Source organism: Nostoc sp. C117 (genome assembly GCF_043099735.1).
Taxonomy (GTDB): Bacteria; Cyanobacteriota; Cyanobacteriia; order Cyanobacteriales; family Nostocaceae; genus Nostoc.
Window position 1 is genome coordinate 724,721 of record NZ_CP170991.1, and the last position, 20,535, is coordinate 745,255.

Sequence of the window (20,535 nt, forward strand, 5' to 3'; positions counted from 1 at the left end):
TTGCAATTAACCTAAATCCCTATTAGGGATTGAAACATTCCCGAACCTGCACCATTGCTTATTGGCTCAAATAGTGAAATTGCAATTAACCTAAATCCCTATTAGGGATTGAAACTCGCTTACAACATCTTGTCAATGATGGCGGGTGAATTGCAATTAACCTAAATCCCTATTAGGGATTGAAACAAAATTAACGATGGACGCGCTATCTGCCTGGACATTGCAATTAACCTAAATCCCTATTAGGGATTGAAACCACTATCTCTTTCGCCGACTCTTGGGAGACTGAGCGAATATTGCAATTAACCTAAATCCCTATTAGGGATTGAAACTTCTATTAATTGCTTAAAAGCTTCTTCTCCTTTGGAATTGCAATTAACCTAAATCCCTATTAGGGATTGAAACGCACTACTGGCAATGAAAATGGTTTGTTTTGAATTGCAATTAACCTAAATCCCTATTAGGGATTGAAACGTATCTGAGAGATGTGAATATTAAGGTGTGGGAAATTGCAATTAACCTAAATCCCTATTAGGGATTGAAACTGTGGCAAGGACAAGCATTCCTAAGACTCTAGTATTCTGACATTGCAATTAACCTAAATCCCTATTAGGGATTGAAACGGGGGAATTTGTATACAATCCTTACACCAATACAGATTGCAATTAACCTAAATCCCTTCTCTGTAGAGACAGCGATTTATCGCATCTCTCCAACATCGGAGTTTTTTAGACGCGATGAATCGCGTCTCTACATAAGCGCTTTCTGGCTGATCCCAAACGTATTGGGGTAAAACTGGTGACTTGTGTATACACAGTAGGTTCTAGGGACTGGGAAAACTCATCGATTATTTTAAAGCCTCGAACATGATTTTTAGCCTTGATTACCCAATCCCCAATCCCCAGTCCCTTTTACAAATTATTTATGCACCACTACTAAAGTACCCGTTGAAGTCCAGTTGTAAAGATTGCGAGCTTGCTTAACAGGTAAATTCACGCAACCGTGGCTAACTGGAGTTCCAAAACGGTTATGCCAGTAAGCACCGTGGATGGCATAGCCTCTATAGAAATACATTGTGTAGGGAACGTCAGGAATATCGTAGCCCCTGCCTCGCATCCGGTCAGTGCGATACTTAGAATTAATCCGAAATCGACCTATAGGTGTAGGAGTCGATCGCTTACCGCCAGAAATTCGGTATGAATGAACCAGTTTTTTACCTTCCCATGCACGTAAGCGTTGCTCTGACAAGTCTATTTCAATCCAGCGAGATTCGGTTATTTGGCTGCTACTAGATACATTGATGCTGTTATCATCGACTGATGTAGCTATTGCTGTAGTCGAGTTTGATGTACCCGTTAACGGTGATGACCAAGAGAATAAAGTCACCATCATCAGTGCCACGCCTGTACAAAAAGTTCCTGGAGAACGAATTCCAGTACTGCGAATCCAGGATTGCATTATGTCTCACCTTCTAAACTACGCAAAAATAATGAAGTGAGTAATTTTATGGAAAACTGCAAATTTCCAGAGTCACTACTAACTTTCTGTGGAGGATTTACGCAGTTCATCTTTTATTTGTCATTTGTCCTTGGTTAAAGAATGACTAATGACAACCTTTACAAAAAAATCTGTCATTTCAATATCTAAATGCAAACTTTCCCCAAATTCATCTTTGCATTTGTAATTTCACACAGGAATTGTCAAGATTTACGCTTATTTATTTGGGCAAATTGTTCAATGCCATTTTATATATTTTATTTCAAGTTCAGTAATTTCGACTCCGAAGATTCCCAGCATAAAATCTTGCTGGGAATCACTGAATTGTCTTGATTTTTTGTTATTTATGATTTTACCTAAATTGCCTTACCGCTATTTCCCCTACTATTTTTGGATAACTATTGGTGTCCCTACTGATGCCCACTCGAATAGCCATTTTGCATGTTTTGGTGAGACGTTCACACAGCCGTGGCTCACTGGAGTGCCAAATCTCTTATGCCAGTAAGCTCCGTGAATAGCGTAATTACCTTGGTAAAACATCGCATAAGGAACGTTGGGGACATCGTAGTTTTCTCCCTGCATCCGCGTAGTTTTGAACTTGGATTGAATTTTAAAAGTACCAACAAGTGTGGGAGTGGATTTTTTGCCGGAGGAAATAGCACTTCCATAAACCACTTTGTCACCTTCCCAAGCTATTAATCGTTGCTTTGAAAGATTAATTTGAATCCACCGCTGATCGGATTGTTGTAATGTCTGGATTGTTTGTGCAATAACTTGATCTTTGGAATTCGCCCAAACTTCACTCGTTCCAGTAGTAGTAAAAACACTTAAGGATAGTGCTGTGCCAGTGAGAATTATTTGTAAGCGGCGCACCCAGTCAGGATAAATTAGTCTTTTCATTTTAGATACACTCACACTCAAATCATGGGGTCTTGAGAAACCGATCGGTTTTCATCTTTATTTCCATATCTATTACTTTAATAGACGTGAATTTTTGATGATTTGATTCTAAGTTAACCTAACTGTTGCATCAGCTTTTTTGCCCCAGATGCGATCGCCTCCCAATTTCCCTCTATCACAAGCTTTTTCGGAAATAATTCACTGCTCAAACCCACAGCGATCGCTCCCGCTTGTAAAAATTCTTTGGCATTTTCCACAGTGACGCCGCCTGTAGGAATTAAAGGAATTTCGCCTAGGGGTGCTTCTAAACTTTTAATATAATCAGCACCTCCCAACGCTTGCACGGGGAACACTTTTACACAACTTGCACCCTGATTCCAAGCAGTAACAATTTCTGTAGGAGTCAGCGCTCCTGGAATGATGGGTACATGTTTTTCTTGTGCTGCTTGAATCATTTTCGAGTCAACATGGGGTGTAAAGAGAAATTGCGCTCCAGATGCGATCGCTTCTTGTAGTTGCTGCACGTTAAACAGCGTACCAGTACCAATAATACAGCCTGGTAATTCCGAACGTAGTTGACTGATTAATTCCCCGGCGCGATCGCTATTCCAGGTAATCTCAATTAGCTGCATTCCCCCAGATGCCACAGCCAGAGCCATTTTCTGTCCCAATTCGATCTTAGGAGCGCGGATAACTGCGATCGCTCGATGTTCTTGTAACTGTGATAACCAAATTTGATTAGGCATGGGGCATTAGAGGCTAGGAATTTTGGACTGGGAACTAGTTTACTAATACCTAATTTTCAATCCTAATACCCAATCCCATACTTGCTTCTGATATCAACCTATGAGATATTATATAAACATCGTTAAGTCGATAGACTTGCCGTAATTTAAATTAAGTACTTAAAGATTTACACTTAAAGGAGTAACTAAAATGACAATTGCACGACAAAACACATCATCATCCTTACCAATCAGCATTCACGATTCCAATAGTCTTAATCTAAGCGCCTTATGGAAAATCGTAAAATTATATACACTAAAACTTAACTTATTCTCATCGTATATTCACGCGTATACGACGATTTTTGGTGTTATGCTGTTGACTTTGATGGGTCTGATTTATCTGGGAATCCATCACTCTTTAGTTAAGTTGCTATCTTTTCTGATGCATCGAGATCAATGGAATATTAGCAGTAGTAAGTGATAAGTCGTCTTCATCAGTCATTGGGAATTTGTTATAACTCATCATTTAACCAAGGATAAATGACACTTCTAGTAGAGGAAACAGATAATTGAAAATGCATATACTGCATTTACCAAGCAATAGTTTGATAAGCTTCTAGTGAAAGACCTACTAGGAGCTTTTTTTTTGATTGACGATCTACCTAAATAGGAAGATAGCTCGAATAACTTAGTACTAATTTAACTATTCCTCATGGATATAAATAATTAATGCCGATGACAGATGTAATTAAAAGATAACAATAGTTAATCTATATACATCACTAAAAAACCTTTACCCAATTAAAAACAATGAATATTCTTGCTTGGATTGTTTTAGGTCTAATTGCTGGTGCCATTGCCAAGGCTATCTACCCCGGTCATCAAGGTGGCGGAATTCTCGGAACAATTTTGTTAGGAATTATTGGTGCTTTTGTTGGTGGTAGTTTAGGTATCTTCTTCAGTACAGGAACATTAACTCTAGCGGCTCCTACTCTTAGTATTCCAGGTATTGCAGTGGCAGTTCTTGGTGCAATTGTTGCGGTTTTCCTATGGAACTTATTTACCCGTAGCAGTGCTGTATAAAAACAAAGTCGCAATCAATCGACGAAGAAAATTTAGGAAACTCTTTTAACTATTTTATCTGTGAATTAAATCAAAATAATTGCGCCACCTCATGAGAGGTAGGCGCTATTTATTTTTTAGCAATCGTCTTTCTTATTCGTAGTACAGCACGGCGTAAATAAACCACCATTCCAAATCAACGAAACCCTTACAGTCCAAAAAGGAACTTTAAGCTACTCCTCTCATCGCTACAATAGTTGGATTTTTACTTTATAAATTATCTCTTCAGTAGTTATCGTTACAGATAAACTTCATTTTGATTAACTCCTTTAATGGCAAGAATTGATTGAAAATTCCATCTCATAAACATAATATTTTGGCAAGTGAATAAATAAATTGATAATTCGCCAATCAATTCATTAGAAGTATGTTATTGTTTTAATAGGAATCAAAAAAGTCAAAGTACAAAAAACTTCCAAAGGCATTGAGGCAAGCTCAATAAAGTTGTTTTGTTCTGGTAAATCTCTTTCACGATCTACAGCTTTTTCTAGCGAAGAGATAAAGCCAGATGCATTAAAATAGCGTTCATCGTAACAACTTGTAGTCAATCAAAACTTGCCTGAGTATTAGCCAGTCAGAGTTGGCTAACATAACTAGTATTATGTACCAGATGCGATTAGCTTTGGAGTCTGGGAAGAAAGACTCTTAGTACAGTCTGGTAAACCGATAGCAATCAGAAAAGTTAGTAATTTAAGCGAAAGCGGAAGCAACTATTTTCATCTCTGAACTATGTTTCAGTCGTTGCTTGCTTACTCTTGGAATGGAAACTTTAACAAGAGCAAGTACCGTTCAACATTGCTAAAAATTATTAAGATGCTCCCACGTTATAGCATTAGGATTTGCTGATGTATGCATCGCAGGTTTTGTGTAGCTGCTACCTTTAAGCTGAGATTTCTTCTTACGGAATAATCACAGTGTAATTTAGTAATTCTCAAAAAAACTTGCAAGAGTTACGAATACAGAAGTTAATCAGTAGTTTAGGAAATCAGTAAGTTCGTCCGCAATTAGAAGTTATTGGCGGCTTGATATAAGTAAAATCAAGAAAGTTGTAACGACCATTTAGAGTGGATTGCACTTTTGGTTGGTTGGTGGTTTAGGGAAAAACTCTGCGTGAGTTTGGAATTCCTACTCTAAGAACTCTTAAGGTTTGAGCAACCTATAGGATTCTCTTACAACAATCGGCAATGCTTTTGTCAGGTCTTAAAGGCTTCTTGATTGAGAAACGCAGATTTCCTCTACATAAACTTCAAGTCGCTATACTCTCCGAGATTTCACTGAGACTATCTTACTGTCTGTCTGGTAGTAGTTGCAATATTCCTTAAGTGATATATCACGGTTTGCCGACCTGTGTCTGCGCTTCGCCCATCCTATTGCCTCAGCAAGTCAGACCTTACATCAACCTTACAGATCCATAAACAAAACAATTCTAGGAAACACGAATCATGACTGACGAAAAAATTAGACAGATAGCTTTCTATGGTAAGGGCGGTATTGGTAAGTCTACCACCTCTCAAAATACCCTTGCAGCGATGGCAGAAATGGGTCAACGCATCTTAATTGTCGGTTGTGACCCCAAAGCTGACTCTACTCGTTTGATGTTGCACAGTAAAGCCCAAACAAGCGTTCTTCAATTAGCTGCTGAACGAGGCGCTGTAGAAGACATTGAACTCGAAGAAGTTATGCTTACTGGTTTTCGAGATGTGCGTTGTGTAGAGTCTGGTGGACCAGAACCCGGTGTAGGTTGCGCCGGTCGTGGTATCATCACCGCTATTAACTTCTTAGAAGAAAACGGTGCATATAAAGACGTTGACTTTGTGAGCTACGATGTATTGGGTGACGTTGTGTGTGGTGGTTTCGCTATGCCTATCCGTGAAGGCAAAGCCCAAGAAATCTACATCGTTACCTCCGGTGAAATGATGGCGATGTATGCAGCTAACAACATCGCTCGTGGTGTTCTGAAATATGCTCACACTGGCGGCGTGCGCTTAGGTGGTCTGATTTGTAACAGCCGTAACGTTGACCGGGAAATCGAATTAATCGAAACCTTGGCAAAACGCTTGAACACCCAGATGATTCACTACGTACCCCGCGACAACATCGTTCAACACGCTGAGTTGCGCCGGATGACGGTGAACGAGTACGCACCTGACAGTAATCAAGGTCAAGAATATCGCGCATTAGCTACCAAGATCATTAACAACAAGAATCTCACCATTCCTACACCTATTGAAATGGAAGAGTTAGAAGAGTTGTTGATTGAATTCGGTGTCCTCGAAAGCGAGGAAAATGCTGCAATGTTGATTGGTAAGTCATCTGCTGAAGCATCAGTATAAACTAGTAGCAATTAAGTAATGCTCTAGGGTAGGTAGCAACCTATCCTAGAGTATTCATTCATGTGAATTTTTAATTTATGTCTATATATAGATTGACAAATCTACTGTAAGTTTAAATGTAATTGGCAATTTAAATTGTCAAATATTTATTTAGTGCTATCACTGTATATATCCTACATAAGGCGGATGATATAACTGTATTTATTCAGTAATTGTGAGTAGTAATTGTGAGTAGTTACAAAAATCATTGTTACCGTTTTTTCTCTGGTGTCAATTATTTGTGTGTATAACTACTATAGAACAATCCAAAATAACGAATATCTATCACTGTTTTTGCAGTTTTGTATTCTGTATAACAAATTAGCAATTCTAGTAATATCACCTTATCAAAGGCGTTGGCGGATGTTATACTTATAAAGTATTGGATAAATAACTTTTGCTAATTAATCTTTAAGCAGCGAAAAAATGTAATTTATAATGCTTATGACATAGACAGTGTTTATCTAAACTAGATGGACGATATAGGTAAAAATTTGAGAACATTAACTATCAAATTAAACAAGAGATTTTACCTCGTAACTTTGTATTAAGGATGTGATGTATAAAAAGTCGCTCATTCCAGTTATCAAACGGGTTGAGCTAGTTAAATGCTACACATCTTAAGACTTGAAAAATAGCTAACATAGCATCAAAACTCTCTTAGAGAGTAGACCTACACAGTGATCCGAATAACTTCAATTTTGTATGAATTCAAATAGCCAGTCTGCCAATTCTGCCGACACATATTCCAACCGTTTGGCAGATATTGTGGGAACTGCGATCGCTCTCTTAACTCTGACCCTACCAGTCTTTGTCATCGCCCACTATTCTTCAAGCGATGTTCAAAATAACCAGCAACCGACGATCCAAAATCTACAAGGAAATAAAGATTGACCAAATAAGGCAAAACTAAAAAGTTGAAAGGCACTCGTTAAAGAAAAATAAAAAGGGTGAGGGATATCCGTACTATCCTCTTGGAAAAAGCGTTGCGTAGTTTTCTCGCAACGCTTTTTCCATTGTTTGGATAATTCAAGTGAGTGAGGGGTTGGATGAGGGTGATGAGGGAGCAGAGGGGCAAAGAGAGGGGCAAAGGAGATAATACTAACTCTTAACTCAGCACTCCTAATGCCCAATCTCTTGGGAAGAGATCCATATTGCCCTAAAATTCTACACGGGGAGCGAAGCTGAGTGCCCCCATAATTCACTGTTATCAGAGGAGTTTTTTGTGGACTTATCTCGTATTCCTGCCCAACCAAAACCCGGTCTAATCAACGTTCTGATTGAAATTACAGGCGGGAGTAAAAATAAATACGAATACGACAAGGAACTAGAAGCTTTTGCTCTAGACCGAGTACTTTATTCGTCGGTCAAATATCCCTATGACTATGGCTTTGTACCAAATACTTTGGCTGATGATGGCGATCCCCTAGATGGCATGGTCATAATTGATGAGCCAACCTTTCCAGGCTGTATTATTGCTGCGCGGCCTATTGGCTTTTTGGAGATGATTGACGGGGGCGATCGCGATGAAAAAATTCTTTGTGTTCCAGACAAAGATCCACGCTACGCCCAAGTAAGATCCCTGAAAGACTTAGCACCACACCGTTTAGATGAAATCGCTGAATTTTTCCGTAGTTATAAAAATTTGGAAAAAAAGGTGACTGAAATTCTCGGTTGGCAAGATGTAGACAAGGTTGCAGCTTTAGTAGAAAAATCTGTCAAAGCTTATAGAGGATAATAGAAGGTAAGGAGTTAGAAGTTAAGAGTTATGAATTTTTATTCCTAACTCCTTTACAGACGCGATTAATCGCGTCTCTACTCCTAGCTTTGATAACTTTCCCTTGTTAAGGCTCCAAAAACTGCCACCAACCCCAAACCAAAATGCAGCGTACTATCCTTTTGGCAAAAATTCACAACTGCACCCTCACTGGGGCTAATATCAACTATGTGGGTAGTATCAGCATCGATCGAGTCCTTCTAGAAAAAGCTGGCATTTTACCCTATGAGCAAGTGCAAGTAGTGAATAATGCCAATGGCGAACGCTTTATTACCTATGCAATCCCGGCTCCAGCTAATTCAGGAATAATTGAGCTAAATGGGGCTGCGGCACGTCTAGGCATTATTGGCGATCGCTTGATTATAATGACTTACGGGCAGTTCACTCCAGAAGAGTTAAAAAGTTACTCTCCTACAGTAGTCATTGTGGACGAAAAAAACAGGCTCTTAGAAGTACGGCGTTACGATGACCTGCTCAGTGAGGTCTAATTTCAAGAAAAATGTCAAATTTTGAGTTGTCGGGTTCCCAGAGCGATCTACCTGAAAAATTAACTACCCTGCTAAATAGTCCCGCAGGTGAGTTTCTAGTGCAATTTTGGGGTGTACGGGGTTTAATTCCCACTCCCAGCAGTAACACCAGTCGTTATGGTGGCAATACCGCCTGTGTAGAAATGCATGTAGGTGGGAAACACTTGATTTTTGATGGCGGTACCGGCTTACGTATACTGGGTAAAACTTGGCAAGAAGTGCAAAAAGCACTAGAAGCCCACTTATTTTTTACCAATTCTCAAGCAAACCGGATTCAAGGGTTTCCCTTTTTTGCTCCTGCATTTATTGGCGAAAATTGCTTCCATATTTACGGTTCAGCGGCCTCAAATGGAGCCTCAATTAAACAATGTCTGTACGATCAGATGCTCCAGCCACATTTTCCTTACCCTTTACAGGTAATGCAGTCGGAATTACAGTTTTACAATCTGACTCCAGACAGTGAGGTGAAGCTAGATGATGTTACCGTTACAACTGCATTAATTAATCAAACTCAACGGTCAGCTGGTTACCGAGTCAGTTGGCAAAAATATAGTGTTGCCTACGTCACGGATTTGCAGCAAAATGCAGAGCAAGCAGAGCGAGAGAGGATTTCAGAGTTCGTTCAAGGTGTTGACTTATTGATTGCCAATGCCACCTACACTCCTCCGACATCTCACAACCATGACTCTGCTGATTTACTTTGGCAAGCTGCGGTAAATGTGGCTCTGAGTGCTGGCGTCAAACGGTTAGTCATCTGTCATCATCACCCAGATGACCACGATGATTTTCTTGACCAAGTTCAAGTTGATATTAAATCTGCTTTTCCTGAAGCATTACTAGCTCATGAAGGTCTTGTATTGGTCATTAATCATTAGTATTTACAAATGACTAATGACACAATTAAATTCGGCTATATTGCCCTTACGAAGCATTTTGCAATTGAGCTGTACGTACAGAAAGCAGCTGTGTTTGATTACCTCGTTGGACTTTTACCTTTAATATTTGACCAAGGCGACTCTCTTCCACAAAATTCTGCAATTGTTCAGCGCTGGTAATTGGTTGACCATCAACTTGAACAATTACATCACCGCGTCGGATACCCGCAGATGCAGCTGGAGAATTGGGAACAACTTGGATTACAACAACACCATTAACTTCTGGTATCTGAATAGGAGAGTTGGGATCGGTGTTATTTTGCTTGGCAAGATCGGGTGTCAAAGTTAGCATTTGCACACCTAAATACGGGTGAACAACTTTGCCATCACGTTGGAGGACAGAGGCGATCGCTTTGGCTTTATCAATGGGAATGGCAAAGCCAATACCCATCGCATCAGGGCGAATGGCTGTGTTGATGCCAATTACTTCACCACGACCATTTAACAGTGGTCCACCGGAGTTACCGGGGTTAATCGCGGCGTCTGTTTGAATGAAGTCCAAACGTTTGTCACTAATGCCAACTTGGGCGCTGGAACGTTTTAAAGTACTAACAATTCCTAATGTAACGGTGTTATCAAATCCCAAAGGATTACCAACTGCGATCGCCCAGTCTCCTACCTGTACATTATTGGAAGAACCTAAGGTGGCTACTGGTAAATTGTCACCAGCGTTAATTTTGACTACTGCTAAATCTGTAACTTCATCAATACCTTGAACTTTGCCTTCAAAGGTGCGGCCATCTTTGAGCCGGACTGTTACCTTATCAGCTTTATCAACTACATGGGCATTAGTCAGAACTAACCCAGTTTTGTCAATAATGAAACCTGAGCCTAAACCCCGCAACTGCTCTTGGGAAGGCATTTGTTGGGGCAGATTCTCCCCAAAAAAGCGACGGAAAAATGGGTCTTGTTCAAAAAATGGATCGATGCGACGAGTAATTGTCCGCTCAGTATCAATTCGGACAACTGCTGCGCCGACACGATTTACTGCTGCGGTGACAAAGCTAGTACTACCAATGGCAGCGGCGGCTGGTGATTGTCCTTGGGCGATCGCTTGGGAAGTATCCCCAGCAGTGAGAGTGAGCGCTGGTTCGGCTTGGGAGGGTAACACCTGTACTGTGTTGACTGTTAGTAGAACTCCTAGAGCGATCGCTAATACATGAGTAGTGAGTTGACGTATAGTCCTGGGCAGTTTGGGAAATCGCATAATCACAACCTAATTTAGAAGATTAATTGTTACTTAGCCCTGACAAATCTATTTACAGTTATTTCTAGTTGGTGTTTCGCTTGCTTTTCCGAGTATTGGGGTTAGGCATTTTACGAACTATCTATAATCAAGTTAATGGAAAATTCAACTCAAAAGCTATTATGGGGATTTGCCCTTTACAAGTTCGGGTTTTACCCATAAATCTTGGAGGTTACTAATAAAACTACATTTTTGGCAGGTAGTAATAGGTTACAGAAATGCTTAATTTTTGACTCAATGCTTGATGAAATAATGACTCTGGAGAATAAACTAACCTTTGAACAAGATTTCATTGCGGCTGGCTGCGCCTAATTCCGGTAAAGAGTTGATGGCTGAGTGGGGAGTAAGGGCAGTAGGAACGGTTGCAGGTAATTGTAATTGTTGGACAACACGTTGCAAAAGTTGGTCTTGTCCAGTACGTAAACCCCAGACATTTGTCCCGCGGTTAATGATTGCAAACCAAACCAAACCGCGATCGCGGGTAGGCATAACTCCAGCTAATGCGCTAACATCCCGGAGAGTGCCAGTTTTAATTACCGTCGCCGGGGGAATATGTCTGGTGTGTACTGTTCCTCGGCGATCAAATCCAGACATAGGAAACAAGTCAGCCAAATTCAGTTGATGGACATTTGCTTCTCCTTGAATAGCCATCAACATAGCACACACAGCTCTAGGGGAAATCCGATTTTCTGGTCCCAATCCAGAACCATTGATTAACTGAATTTCCGATTGGGGTACCCTCGCCAGGTAAGCAGCCGTTGATTGGACTACAGCAGCTCCGCCCACTGAGTCTGCTAACATCTCTGCCATATCGTTATTACTGTAAACGTTCATTTCCTTCATTAGTTGCTTCAAAGGCAATGAACGATGGCGGAGTAACAAAGTTTGTTGAGAGTTTGGTTGTGGTTCAAATTTAACACCACCTGCAATCACAAGTTTTGGTTTGGGTGTTCCCTTGGGCATGATTGAGTATGTGTAAATAGCAGGCCGACCCCAAGTGCTAGAATTTAGTGTTTGCTTGAGCATCAGACCCGCCAGCAAGGGCAAACGTTGGAAATTCATGGCAAAATTGCCAGTAATAACCAAATTACCTTTTACCTGGTTGATACCCATCTTATTCAGAGTATTGCCAAGGGCGATCGCTTCTTCCCAAACAAACATGGGATCGCCACCACCAGCAATTACCAAATCCCCTTGCACTACTCCATTTACCACTGGTCCTGTGATACTCACCAAAGTATCAAATTGGTGGTCTGGCCCCCAAGTTTTCAAAGCAACTAATGAAGTAGCAATTTTGGTTAAAGAAGCAGCTGGTAAAGGCGTTGTACCTTGGTGATTTGCCATCAGCATTGGTCCCGACTGCATCCAAATGCCCTGACTCTCAGCCAGATTTTGCCCCACTACCTTTGATGTTATTAACTGCTTTAAGTATGCCTCCACCGTAGTCGCCCCAGTTGGATTTGGATCGGGGGCTAGAACTAAGCCTGGGGTACTTTGCCAAGTCAATGCTTCTATTGCATCTAGAGGTGTGATTTGTACCCCAGCCATTTCCAGCCAAAGTGACACCAAACCAGAACCGAGTATTTCGAGCATGTTTTATTCCTCTATCTCCGTTTAGGATGTTCTATATTATTTCCTGTGCTAATATACACGCTTTTTTATCCCGATCAGCACTGGGCGATCGTAACTGGTGCATTTTACATCTGAAAGTCAGTTCAATCACATTGTTTTCGTTATACCTTTTACAAAAAAAGGCAGATTCTTAGAGCTACGTGTCTGGAAAGTCAGTATAAAGGAGGCAAGGTGAATTTACTCGCCACATTTAATCATTTTTTCTGAAAAATTTGACAATACTTTATATACACTAATTGACTCTTCAAAGCCTCTTTTAAAATCTTATTAATTAGATAGGCAAACGGTGCAATAGAGAAATGAATAGCGGTAAACTTAGCGATATTTCTGCCAAAAAGTTTTTTCAGCAAATTCGTGCGTCTTTGCCATGAAAAATGTGATATTTCATCCCTTAGCAGAGTAGGAATTAATTAGACTTCTTGCAGAAGTCGGGAAAAGGGGAAGGTGGGGTCCCAAGAAGGGGATAAGGGGCGGGGGAAAGGGGAAAAGGTTTTGTATTTTCCCCTTCCCCTTTTCCCACCTCTTGCAAAAAGCACTTTTGCAAGAGGTCTATTGATGCTGTAGCCTATTATCAATGCCCAAGAGACGCGATTAATCGCGTCTCCACAACTTTAACTTTTTTAATTCGCTTGCAATGGCGCATTTAAGACTTTCTCAATGCGATCGCGTGTTTCTAATAAGTGGGCTTTGGTGTATTCATCCTCAGAATTAACCTCCTTGAGTTTGTCGTCTAGTTGTTTGAGTTTATACCATGCCAAAGTCCGAGCATCTTCTGGAACATATTCTTTCCGTAAAACCATAGCTGTCAAAATATCCAGGTATTCGCGTTGCAAACCCCGCCGCAAACTGGTAATTTTCATTGGTTTAGCTTTTGGTTTGATGACTTCCGTCCAAATATCTGACTGCAAAGTGTCAAATAGTTCTGGTAGAGTCAGCGCTTGTCCCTCGTGAGTTTTGAGTTCAATATCCTTGAGACGGGAAAGGCGATCGCCTGAGAGTAAATCTCGCAATACTGAACTCTGCATCAATAGCACCAAATCATGAATTGGAAAATCCAAACGGCCAACTTGGGGATAACTACCCCAATGTCGCCAACGAGAGGGGGCTAATTTATTTAATAGATCTGGTGAAAAACTCAAGGCATCTTCTGCAAATACATATTTTTGCAGCGTTTTTAAGGCTTGTCGTTGTTCTTCAACAGGTACTGATTCAAATGGTAATCGGTGTTGGGTAACTCCAGAAGGTATCTCGCTGGGATGAATACGATAGAAAGACTGTCCCCCAATGTATTTTGTGGTGAAATATATCTGCTGGAAATAGTTACCCAATACTGTGCTAAAACGTTCGCTGACATCGCTGTAACTATCGCCAGCCATCGGGAAACGTTTATCGAGACGTTCCCACATTACCCGCGAATTATTCAATTGCCACTGAGAATAAAGCAGCACATTGCCGCTGTTATCCCAAGCATTAGCAGTGGGGTCAAGGTCATATATATCTTCATCTGTGGAATAACTCAACTCTGGCTTGTAGGATTGGGCAGCAATTTCTGACAAAATTGGCTTTTCGGCTATGGGAGTTGATGTCTGAATTGGGATGTAGCCGTACTTAATCGCCCATTCATCATAAGGCCCCACCATACTGGGAAAATAATCTCCCTGCTTTGTCCCTTGAGGGGCAATATTTGGGGGAATATAGTCCATTACGGAAGTTGTCAGACCTTTTGTTTTGGTAATTTCCGTATTATTCATCTCATCTGGTGGTAGCAACGTACTACCCCGGAAATTATGACGTAAACCAAGTGTATGTCCAACTTCGTGAGCGATGATTAAACGTAAATATTGATTGATATATTCCTTTACTTGGTCTTCATTGGGTATGGTATCTGGCAGCAGCGTCATTGCCAGGGAACCCAAGGCAAACTGATTAGCAGCTTCCATGCCATAGCATAAATCGTACTCGCTTGCCATTTTCGATAAACGATTTAACAACTCCTGTTGTGTTTGCGTTTTCTGAGTCGTACCATTATCTTTGGCATTTAAACCATTGGCGCAAACTAGACGATTTTGCATCAATGCCGATAAAGTAGTGCGATTTTCTGTTTGGCTGGGTTGGACGATTTTACGATATTCACTCTTCAATGCCCTGACAAAGCTGGCATCGACGAGAATATCTGCATCCAAGATTTCTCCAGTTAAGGGGTTAACGCGGGATGGCCCCATTGCAAAGTATCCATCGACTGTATTAATCCAGCGAATCGTGTTGTAACGAATATCTGCTGGGTCCCATGTGGCGTCATCTGGCATTTGGCGGACTTCAATTGCATCCTTGAATCCGGCTTTGAGAAAGGCTTTGTTCCACATCAGGACGCCTTCTTTCATGGCATCGCGGTACTCTAAAGGTACAGCGTTATCAATCCAAAAGACAATAGGTTTTTTGGGACGAGAAATTGCTGCTTTCGGGTCTTCTTTTTCCAAATCCCACCGATTGATGTAACGGACAAAAGAATCGCCGCGATCGTCTTTGGATAAATCTTGATAGGCAGTAATGAAATAGCCAACGCGATCGTCGGCAATACGGGGGCGATAATTTTTCTCAGGTAATTGAGAAAGACTGTAGTGAAGGCGTAACGTAAAGCCACGATTGTCAGCTAGCGAAGCAAAGCTTGGCACTTCACTGTCTTTACCAGCGCCACCAGAGAAATTTAAAACTGATTCCACTTCTATGTTCTGGGGAAAAGCTTTAGAAGTACCAAAATATGACTGATCTGTAGCTCCTGGAATTCCTAAACTTACAGATAATCCAGCCAAGTCTGTGAGTAATAAATCACTCAGGTCAATGAGAATGGTTTTGCGTTGCGGATGAATGCTTTTAATGGAAATATTATAGAGAACAGAGTCACTAAAAGAACGGGCAAGCGATCGCACTTGCGGATCTCCATCACGAGTTCGAAAATTCACATTACGAATCACAAAGTGTAAATTATTATCCACTCGTTGGAAATAAAACAAAAAATCTTGCAGAGGCATACCGCTGTAAATACCTCGTTCGCCAATGCCTGATTCCAACGTGGCCGCAGCTAGGTAATTTTTATTTAGTTGCTCTGGTTTAATTTCTAAATAAATTTTATTCTTTTCTTTATTACGATAAAGAGTAAACAATCCTGTCTGTTTAACAGTGTCTTTCACTACTTCATCAAATGACTCTAAATCATCCTTGGTTTCTGGTTTAGCACCAGGCTTAGGCTTAGTATTTGGTTTTTCTGGGGGTTTTGCAACTTCCAAAAATGGTTGCTGTCCTGCTTTTTTAGGATCTTTTACTAACCAAATAAAACTTTGAGGCTGTGCAGGTTTATTGTGATTAACCACCCAAACATGACCTGCGGTTAGCCTCTGTTGATTAGGGATATTAATATTGTCTGATGATAAAGCTGAGATTTTGGTTGGGACTAAGACTGTCTGATGGTTGGTAGAGACTTCTAGATTAACTCCATTCGCAGAAACCGACTTGGCGCTAGCCGTTGCTATTCCTAAAAACAAACCCTGTAACAAAATTATATAAAAGCTGAATCTGTTCATCCCATCTATCCCCGATAATTATCCCTAGTTAATTTTTAAGTTTTGCTAAGAAAACCAATCTTCCTCTGCCGATTTATCAAAAAAAGAAAACAGAAACAGTTTTTCCTATTTGCTGTTCTTTATCCAGGAGTCAGAGACCCTCAGGAATAAGCTAAGAATCATTCCAATTGCATCCCCTCGTCACCCATTCTCCGCATAAGAGCGTCTTTCTGAGGCCAAGGATTATGCAACTTCAAGGCGATTAGCTTACCAGTGTACGTTTTGGTTAGGGATTTAGACCCGAACCAAAACCCCCTGTTGCCTGTTGCGCGTTCAGAGTTAGCTCTTTAAATACCCGTTTTATATCAAGCAGCAAACTTTGACTTCAATTTTGGTTGCCATTTTTCCGCGTTCTTGCATTGTTTTACAGTAGGATTTTTCCTAACAATTGCGTCTCTCACTAAGAGTAAGTATTATTTTTACATCAGAGTAGTAAATATCTTGGAAAAAAAATATAACATATTCGCCAAAGCTTCAGAATTATGTCATTTTAGAAATAATTTTTCAGATGACACTTTATTTACATCACTAGAAGTAGTTTGGGGCTGAAGCCGCCTTCTAGTAAAGACCTTGAGCAAAGCCATTACTAAACGTATCAGGACAATGAGTATTTCTTTATACTGAATGTTTAAGCATGAAAAGCAAACTAACAGAAAAAAATTTTTGAGTTCGCGATTATCAAAACAATTACTTTAAATGTATCAACAGGCACAGAAATGTCAACCTATTTATCTCAAGTCTGGAAGCTGCTGATAAATTATGTGAGGGGTACAAGGTTACAAGAGATGCCAAAGAAGACATCTATAGAAACCCAAACAGTTTTGCCTCGAAGAAAAATTATTCAAGAAACAGATCAAAACGTTAAATTTGCTCAAGATAATTTACAGGAATATTTATCATCGGAAAAACTGCAAACAAGCTTAGAAAAATGGACAAGGCTGAGTAAAAGTTTGACTTCTAAGATAGATGAGAAGATATTGGGTACACAATCTTCTGGGTTTTGTTTTGGAGTATGCGATCGCCAGATGCATGAAGAGCTTTATGATTTACTGGGTAACGGTGCGCTCAAACCAGAAATAGTCCAAGAACTCATGGAATTAGTAGTTACAGGTCAAAAAATTCGCCTAGAACTACTTTTCTCGCGACTAGAAGATTTTTATCGTCGTTGGTGTCAGGGAGAATTTATCGATGCCAGACCAGAAGATAACCTGCCTCAGAAAAAAATGTTACGGATGGCAGAAAAAAATATGGCGATCGCCCTCAGAGAAATAGATATATATACAGGGCTAAATGTACTGATTTTACTATTAGAGTTACATCGTCATACCCAACAACAAGATCAACTCAAAGAAAAAATTACCTTCTATCCATCTGCCAAACCAGACACAGACAATTTTTTCACATCTAAACTACTGCGAATCATTAATTATAGCGATGCCCTAGACATTGGCAACTTTAGCAGTATCGTTGGGCAATTCCTCAAAGGTGGCAACTTTACCGGTGCTTACCTGGGCGATGCTAACCTAACTGGAGCAGACTTTAGCGGTGCTAACCTCAGCCACGCTTACTTGGGTGATGCCAACCTAACTGGCGTCAACTTCACCTGTGCGAATCTCAGTGATGCCAACCTTGGTGACGCCAACTTTAGCGGTGCGAATCTCAGCGGTGCCAACCTCAGCGGTGCTGACCTCAGTAGCGCCAATCTCAGCGGTGCTAACTTTAGCTGTGCTAACCTCAGCGGAGCCAATCTCAGCCGCGCCGACCTTAGTAGCGCCAACCTCAGCCGCGCCGACCTCAGCCGCGCCGACCTCAGCCGCGCTGACCTCAGCAGCACCGACCTTAACTGTGCCGACCTCAGCAACGCCATCCTTTTCGGCGCAAATTTAAGTGACGCCAACCTCAGAAATACCAATTTCAGCCATGCTGACCTTTGCCGTGGTGACCTCAGCGGAGCTGATTTGAGTCACGCCATCCTCAACGGTACTAACCTCAGTGACACAATTCTTTTCAGTACCAACCTTAGTAGCGCCATCCTCCTCGCCGCCGATCTCAGTTACGCCAAACTCAATGGCGCCAAGCTGAACGACGCGAGACTTAACGGTGCTATGTTCTTAGGTGCAGACCTCAGTGGTGTAGACCTGAGTCGGGTGATTTTGAACGAAGCCGACCTCAGCGGTGTGATTCTCAACGACGCCGACTTGAGTGGTGCCGACCTCACCGACGCTATCCTGTTTGGCACAGACCTCAGCTATGCCAACCTTAATAGTGCTAACCTCAGTGGCAGTAACCTTAGCGGTGCTATCCTCAATGGTGCAGATCTTAGACATAGTAATCTCAGCTACGCCATTCTGGGAGGTGCTGACCTCAGCGACGCCAATATGGAAGAAATGACCTGGGGTCAAAAGCAGCAGTGGGAAGGTGTACGGGGGTTAGAGACAGCAGTTAATGTGCCGGAGGCATTGAAAGAAGAATTGGGGCTGAAGTAAGGGAGAAGGATCGGGGAAATAAGGAGGATGAGAGTTAAGAGACCCTCACGAATAAGCTAATACCAATTTGAAAAAAGAATGCCACAAATAGACCATCCTTACCCAAGGATGTGTTGCAATCATTAATTGAATTGGTATAAGAATCATTCCAATTGTATCCCTGCATCTTTCTGAGGCTAAGGATTATGCAACTTAAAGGCGGATTAGCTGATACTAAGCTGATGCGCGTCTTAAAGTATATAAACACTCTTGATGGTCGTTGACTGTTAACTATTGAGGGTTAACGGTTAACAGTCATCAGTCATCAGGTAAATGTACAAATTAAATGCGTAACAGCTTATCTCAAAGCCACTCCTGAGAATGCCAACTGGACATCAGAGGGGTATATCCCGCTTGCTAGAGTGTAAGTTGTTCACGTAAAATATAGTGCCATTGTTCCGGCAGTTCTCATGACCTCATCTGCGTCGTTTGACACATTAGAGTCTTTACAGGCGGATATCGCTGAATTGATCGTTCGTCTACCCACATTAAAAAATCAGCAACTTATTCAACAAGCACTTGCTACGATTGTTCGGCTTGCTGATACCGAAATTGAGCGTCTCGATTGGAAAATCTTGTCAGCTGCGTTAGCAGATATGGAGCGAGGTTTCCAGCTTTTTTATGATTATCGACACATTCGCAAAGTCACTATTTTTGGTTCTGCTCGTCTAGCAGCAGATACACCAGAATACCAAATGGCGGTTGAGTTTGCTCGTACTATTTCTCAATTAGGATTTATGGTGATGACCGGTGGTGGTGGTGGAATCATGCAAGCAGGTCACGAAGGTGCCGGGCGAGAAAATTCCTTTGGATTAAACATTCAGTTACCCTTTGAGCAGGAAGCGAACCCTTTTATAGAAGGCGATCGCAAGCTAATTAACTTCAAATATTTCTTTACCCGCAAGCTGTTTCTCCTCAAAGAAAGTGATGCTGTCGCCTTATTTCCTGGCGGATTTGGCACTCAAGATGAAGCTTTTGAATGTATGACATTAAGCCAAACTGGTAAATTTGGCCCTGTACCTCTAGTTTTAATTGACCACCCTGGTGGTGATTACTGGCGCTCTTGGAGCGAATATATTGATAAGCAATTAGTACAAAATGGTCTTGTCAGTCCTGAAGATCCCAGCCTTTACACGGTCACAGATAACCTAGATGTGGCTTGCGATGCCATTACTCGTTTTTACCAGGTTTATCACTCGTGTCGATATGTAGGGAATCAGTTAGTCATCCGCCTCAAGACAAATATATCAGATATTCTTGTAGAGCAACTCAATGCTAATTTTAGCGATATCCTTGTTCAAGGACGAATTCAAAAAAGTCAGGCATTACCACAAGAAGCCCAAGATGAAACTGTTGAACTACCCCGGCTGATTTTGTACTTCAATCAGCGCGACTTGGGGCGCTTGTATCAGATGATTGCCACAATTAATCAGATGGGTACTCCTTCACCAGAAGATGCAGCACATCCAGAAAGAAAATAGGGATCATCAACTGCGTAGATAAATAAGGGATGAAATAGAGAATAGGGAATGAACTTCTTGATACTTGGTTTTTTTAGTCAGCTACTCACGGCAAAAACCCACAACTAAGCATGAAAATTTGTACTCCCTAGCCACTATTTTCAAGCTAGCATTTGTGGGTGGAAAAATCCATCCAC

General features: G+C 41.2%; 14 protein-coding genes and 1 CRISPR repeat array (1 of these 15 running past the window's edge). Of the genes, 8 read left to right on the top strand and 6 right to left on the bottom strand.

Annotation, left to right across the window (positions count from 1 at the left end; translation table 11 throughout):
* Nucleotides 1-695: a CRISPR direct-repeat array (repeat unit 37 nt; unit sequence ATTGCAATTAACCTAAATCCCTATTAGGGATTGAAAC); it begins 1,353 nt to the left of the window's first position.
* 223 nt (nucleotides 696-918) lie between these two features.
* The 3 genes from ACFG4S_RS04725 to ACFG4S_RS04735 form a co-directional block, all read right to left on the bottom strand.
* The gene (locus tag ACFG4S_RS04725; protein ID WP_392533704.1) at nucleotides 919-1,458 is read right to left on the bottom strand and encodes a L,D-transpeptidase; all 540 of its coding nucleotides are present in this window, start codon (nucleotides 1,456-1,458) and stop codon (nucleotides 919-921) included.
* Between the two features lie 423 nt (nucleotides 1,459-1,881).
* On the bottom strand, nucleotides 1,882-2,397 hold the full coding sequence (locus ACFG4S_RS04730; protein WP_392533705.1) for a L,D-transpeptidase: 516 nt from the start codon (nucleotides 2,395-2,397) through the stop codon (nucleotides 1,882-1,884).
* A 113-nt stretch (nucleotides 2,398-2,510) separates the two neighbouring features.
* Nucleotides 2,511-3,143, bottom strand: coding sequence for a bifunctional 4-hydroxy-2-oxoglutarate aldolase/2-dehydro-3-deoxy-phosphogluconate aldolase (locus tag ACFG4S_RS04735; RefSeq protein ID WP_392533706.1), 633 nt, complete (start codon nucleotides 3,141-3,143; stop codon nucleotides 2,511-2,513).
* Between the two features lie 792 nt (nucleotides 3,144-3,935).
* Between ACFG4S_RS04735 and ACFG4S_RS04740 the strand changes: the two genes are divergently transcribed.
* From ACFG4S_RS04740 to ACFG4S_RS04765, 6 genes are all read left to right on the top strand, one after another.
* Nucleotides 3,936-4,208, top strand: a complete 273-nt coding sequence (locus ACFG4S_RS04740; protein ID WP_392533707.1) for a GlsB/YeaQ/YmgE family stress response membrane protein — start codon at nucleotides 3,936-3,938, stop codon at nucleotides 4,206-4,208.
* A 1,481-nt stretch (nucleotides 4,209-5,689) separates the two neighbouring features.
* Nucleotides 5,690-6,580, top strand: a complete 891-nt coding sequence (nifH, locus tag ACFG4S_RS04745; protein WP_392533708.1) for a nitrogenase iron protein — start codon at nucleotides 5,690-5,692, stop codon at nucleotides 6,578-6,580.
* Between the two features lie 744 nt (nucleotides 6,581-7,324).
* Complete coding sequence (locus ACFG4S_RS04750; RefSeq protein ID WP_392533709.1) at nucleotides 7,325-7,513, top strand: hypothetical protein; 189 nt, start codon at nucleotides 7,325-7,327, stop codon at nucleotides 7,511-7,513.
* Nucleotides 7,514-7,844: 331 nt separating this feature from the next.
* Nucleotides 7,845-8,357, top strand: coding sequence for an inorganic diphosphatase (locus tag ACFG4S_RS04755; protein WP_392533710.1), 513 nt, complete (start codon nucleotides 7,845-7,847; stop codon nucleotides 8,355-8,357).
* 143 nt (nucleotides 8,358-8,500) lie between these two features.
* Nucleotides 8,501-8,884: an aspartate 1-decarboxylase gene (panD, locus tag ACFG4S_RS04760; protein ID WP_392533711.1), complete on the top strand. Its 384-nt coding sequence runs from the start codon at nucleotides 8,501-8,503 to the stop codon at nucleotides 8,882-8,884.
* An 11-nt stretch (nucleotides 8,885-8,895) separates the two neighbouring features.
* Nucleotides 8,896-9,798 carry an MBL fold metallo-hydrolase gene (locus ACFG4S_RS04765; RefSeq protein WP_392533712.1) on the top strand — a complete coding sequence of 301 codons (903 nt, stop codon included), beginning with the start codon at nucleotides 8,896-8,898 and terminating at the stop codon, nucleotides 9,796-9,798.
* Between the two features lie 46 nt (nucleotides 9,799-9,844).
* Here the strand turns inward: ACFG4S_RS04765 and ACFG4S_RS04770 are convergent, their stop codons facing one another.
* The 3 genes from ACFG4S_RS04770 to ACFG4S_RS04780 form a co-directional block, all read right to left on the bottom strand.
* Complete coding sequence (locus ACFG4S_RS04770) at nucleotides 9,845-11,065, bottom strand: HhoA/HhoB/HtrA family serine endopeptidase (protein WP_392533713.1); 1,221 nt, start codon at nucleotides 11,063-11,065, stop codon at nucleotides 9,845-9,847.
* A 309-nt stretch (nucleotides 11,066-11,374) separates the two neighbouring features.
* The gene (locus ACFG4S_RS04775; RefSeq protein ID WP_392533714.1) at nucleotides 11,375-12,697 is read right to left on the bottom strand and encodes a D-alanyl-D-alanine carboxypeptidase; all 1,323 of its coding nucleotides are present in this window, start codon (nucleotides 12,695-12,697) and stop codon (nucleotides 11,375-11,377) included.
* A 659-nt stretch (nucleotides 12,698-13,356) separates the two neighbouring features.
* The gene (locus tag ACFG4S_RS04780) at nucleotides 13,357-16,314 is read right to left on the bottom strand and encodes a zinc-dependent metalloprotease (RefSeq protein ID WP_392533715.1); all 2,958 of its coding nucleotides are present in this window, start codon (nucleotides 16,312-16,314) and stop codon (nucleotides 13,357-13,359) included.
* Nucleotides 16,315-17,069: 755 nt separating this feature from the next.
* Here ACFG4S_RS04780 and ACFG4S_RS04785 point away from each other — a divergent pair.
* Nucleotides 17,070-18,839: a pentapeptide repeat-containing protein gene (locus ACFG4S_RS04785; RefSeq protein ID WP_392533716.1), complete on the top strand. Its 1,770-nt coding sequence runs from the start codon at nucleotides 17,070-17,072 to the stop codon at nucleotides 18,837-18,839.
* A 449-nt stretch (nucleotides 18,840-19,288) separates the two neighbouring features.
* Nucleotides 19,289-20,359, top strand: coding sequence for an LOG family protein (locus tag ACFG4S_RS04790; protein WP_392533717.1), 1,071 nt, complete (start codon nucleotides 19,289-19,291; stop codon nucleotides 20,357-20,359).
* The last annotated feature ends 176 nt before the right edge of the window (nucleotides 20,360-20,535 follow it).

What these genes read in the sequence shown, in the direction of transcription:
- ACFG4S_RS04725 (WP_392533704.1), bottom strand. Translation starts at nt 1,458, where the DNA reads ATGCAATCCTGGATTCGCAGTACTGGAATTCGTTCTCCAGGAACTTTT.
- panD (WP_392533711.1), top strand. Translation starts at nt 8,501, where the DNA reads ATGCAGCGTACTATCCTTTTGGCAAAAATTCACAACTGCACCCTCACT.
- ACFG4S_RS04730 (WP_392533705.1), bottom strand. Translation starts at nt 2,397, where the DNA reads ATGAAAAGACTAATTTATCCTGACTGGGTGCGCCGCTTACAAATAATT.
- nifH (WP_392533708.1), top strand. Translation starts at nt 5,690, where the DNA reads ATGACTGACGAAAAAATTAGACAGATAGCTTTCTATGGTAAGGGCGGT.
- ACFG4S_RS04780 (WP_392533715.1), bottom strand. Translation starts at nt 16,314, where the DNA reads ATGAACAGATTCAGCTTTTATATAATTTTGTTACAGGGTTTGTTTTTA.
- ACFG4S_RS04785 (WP_392533716.1), top strand. Translation starts at nt 17,070, where the DNA reads ATGTCAACCTATTTATCTCAAGTCTGGAAGCTGCTGATAAATTATGTG.
- ACFG4S_RS04775 (WP_392533714.1), bottom strand. Translation starts at nt 12,697, where the DNA reads ATGCTCGAAATACTCGGTTCTGGTTTGGTGTCACTTTGGCTGGAAATG.
- ACFG4S_RS04750 (WP_392533709.1), top strand. Translation starts at nt 7,325, where the DNA reads ATGAATTCAAATAGCCAGTCTGCCAATTCTGCCGACACATATTCCAAC.
- ACFG4S_RS04735 (WP_392533706.1), bottom strand. Translation starts at nt 3,143, where the DNA reads ATGCCTAATCAAATTTGGTTATCACAGTTACAAGAACATCGAGCGATC.
- ACFG4S_RS04765 (WP_392533712.1), top strand. Translation starts at nt 8,896, where the DNA reads ATGTCAAATTTTGAGTTGTCGGGTTCCCAGAGCGATCTACCTGAAAAA.
- ACFG4S_RS04790 (WP_392533717.1), top strand. Translation starts at nt 19,289, where the DNA reads ATGACCTCATCTGCGTCGTTTGACACATTAGAGTCTTTACAGGCGGAT.
- ACFG4S_RS04770 (WP_392533713.1), bottom strand. Translation starts at nt 11,065, where the DNA reads ATGCGATTTCCCAAACTGCCCAGGACTATACGTCAACTCACTACTCAT.
- ACFG4S_RS04740 (WP_392533707.1), top strand. Translation starts at nt 3,936, where the DNA reads ATGAATATTCTTGCTTGGATTGTTTTAGGTCTAATTGCTGGTGCCATT.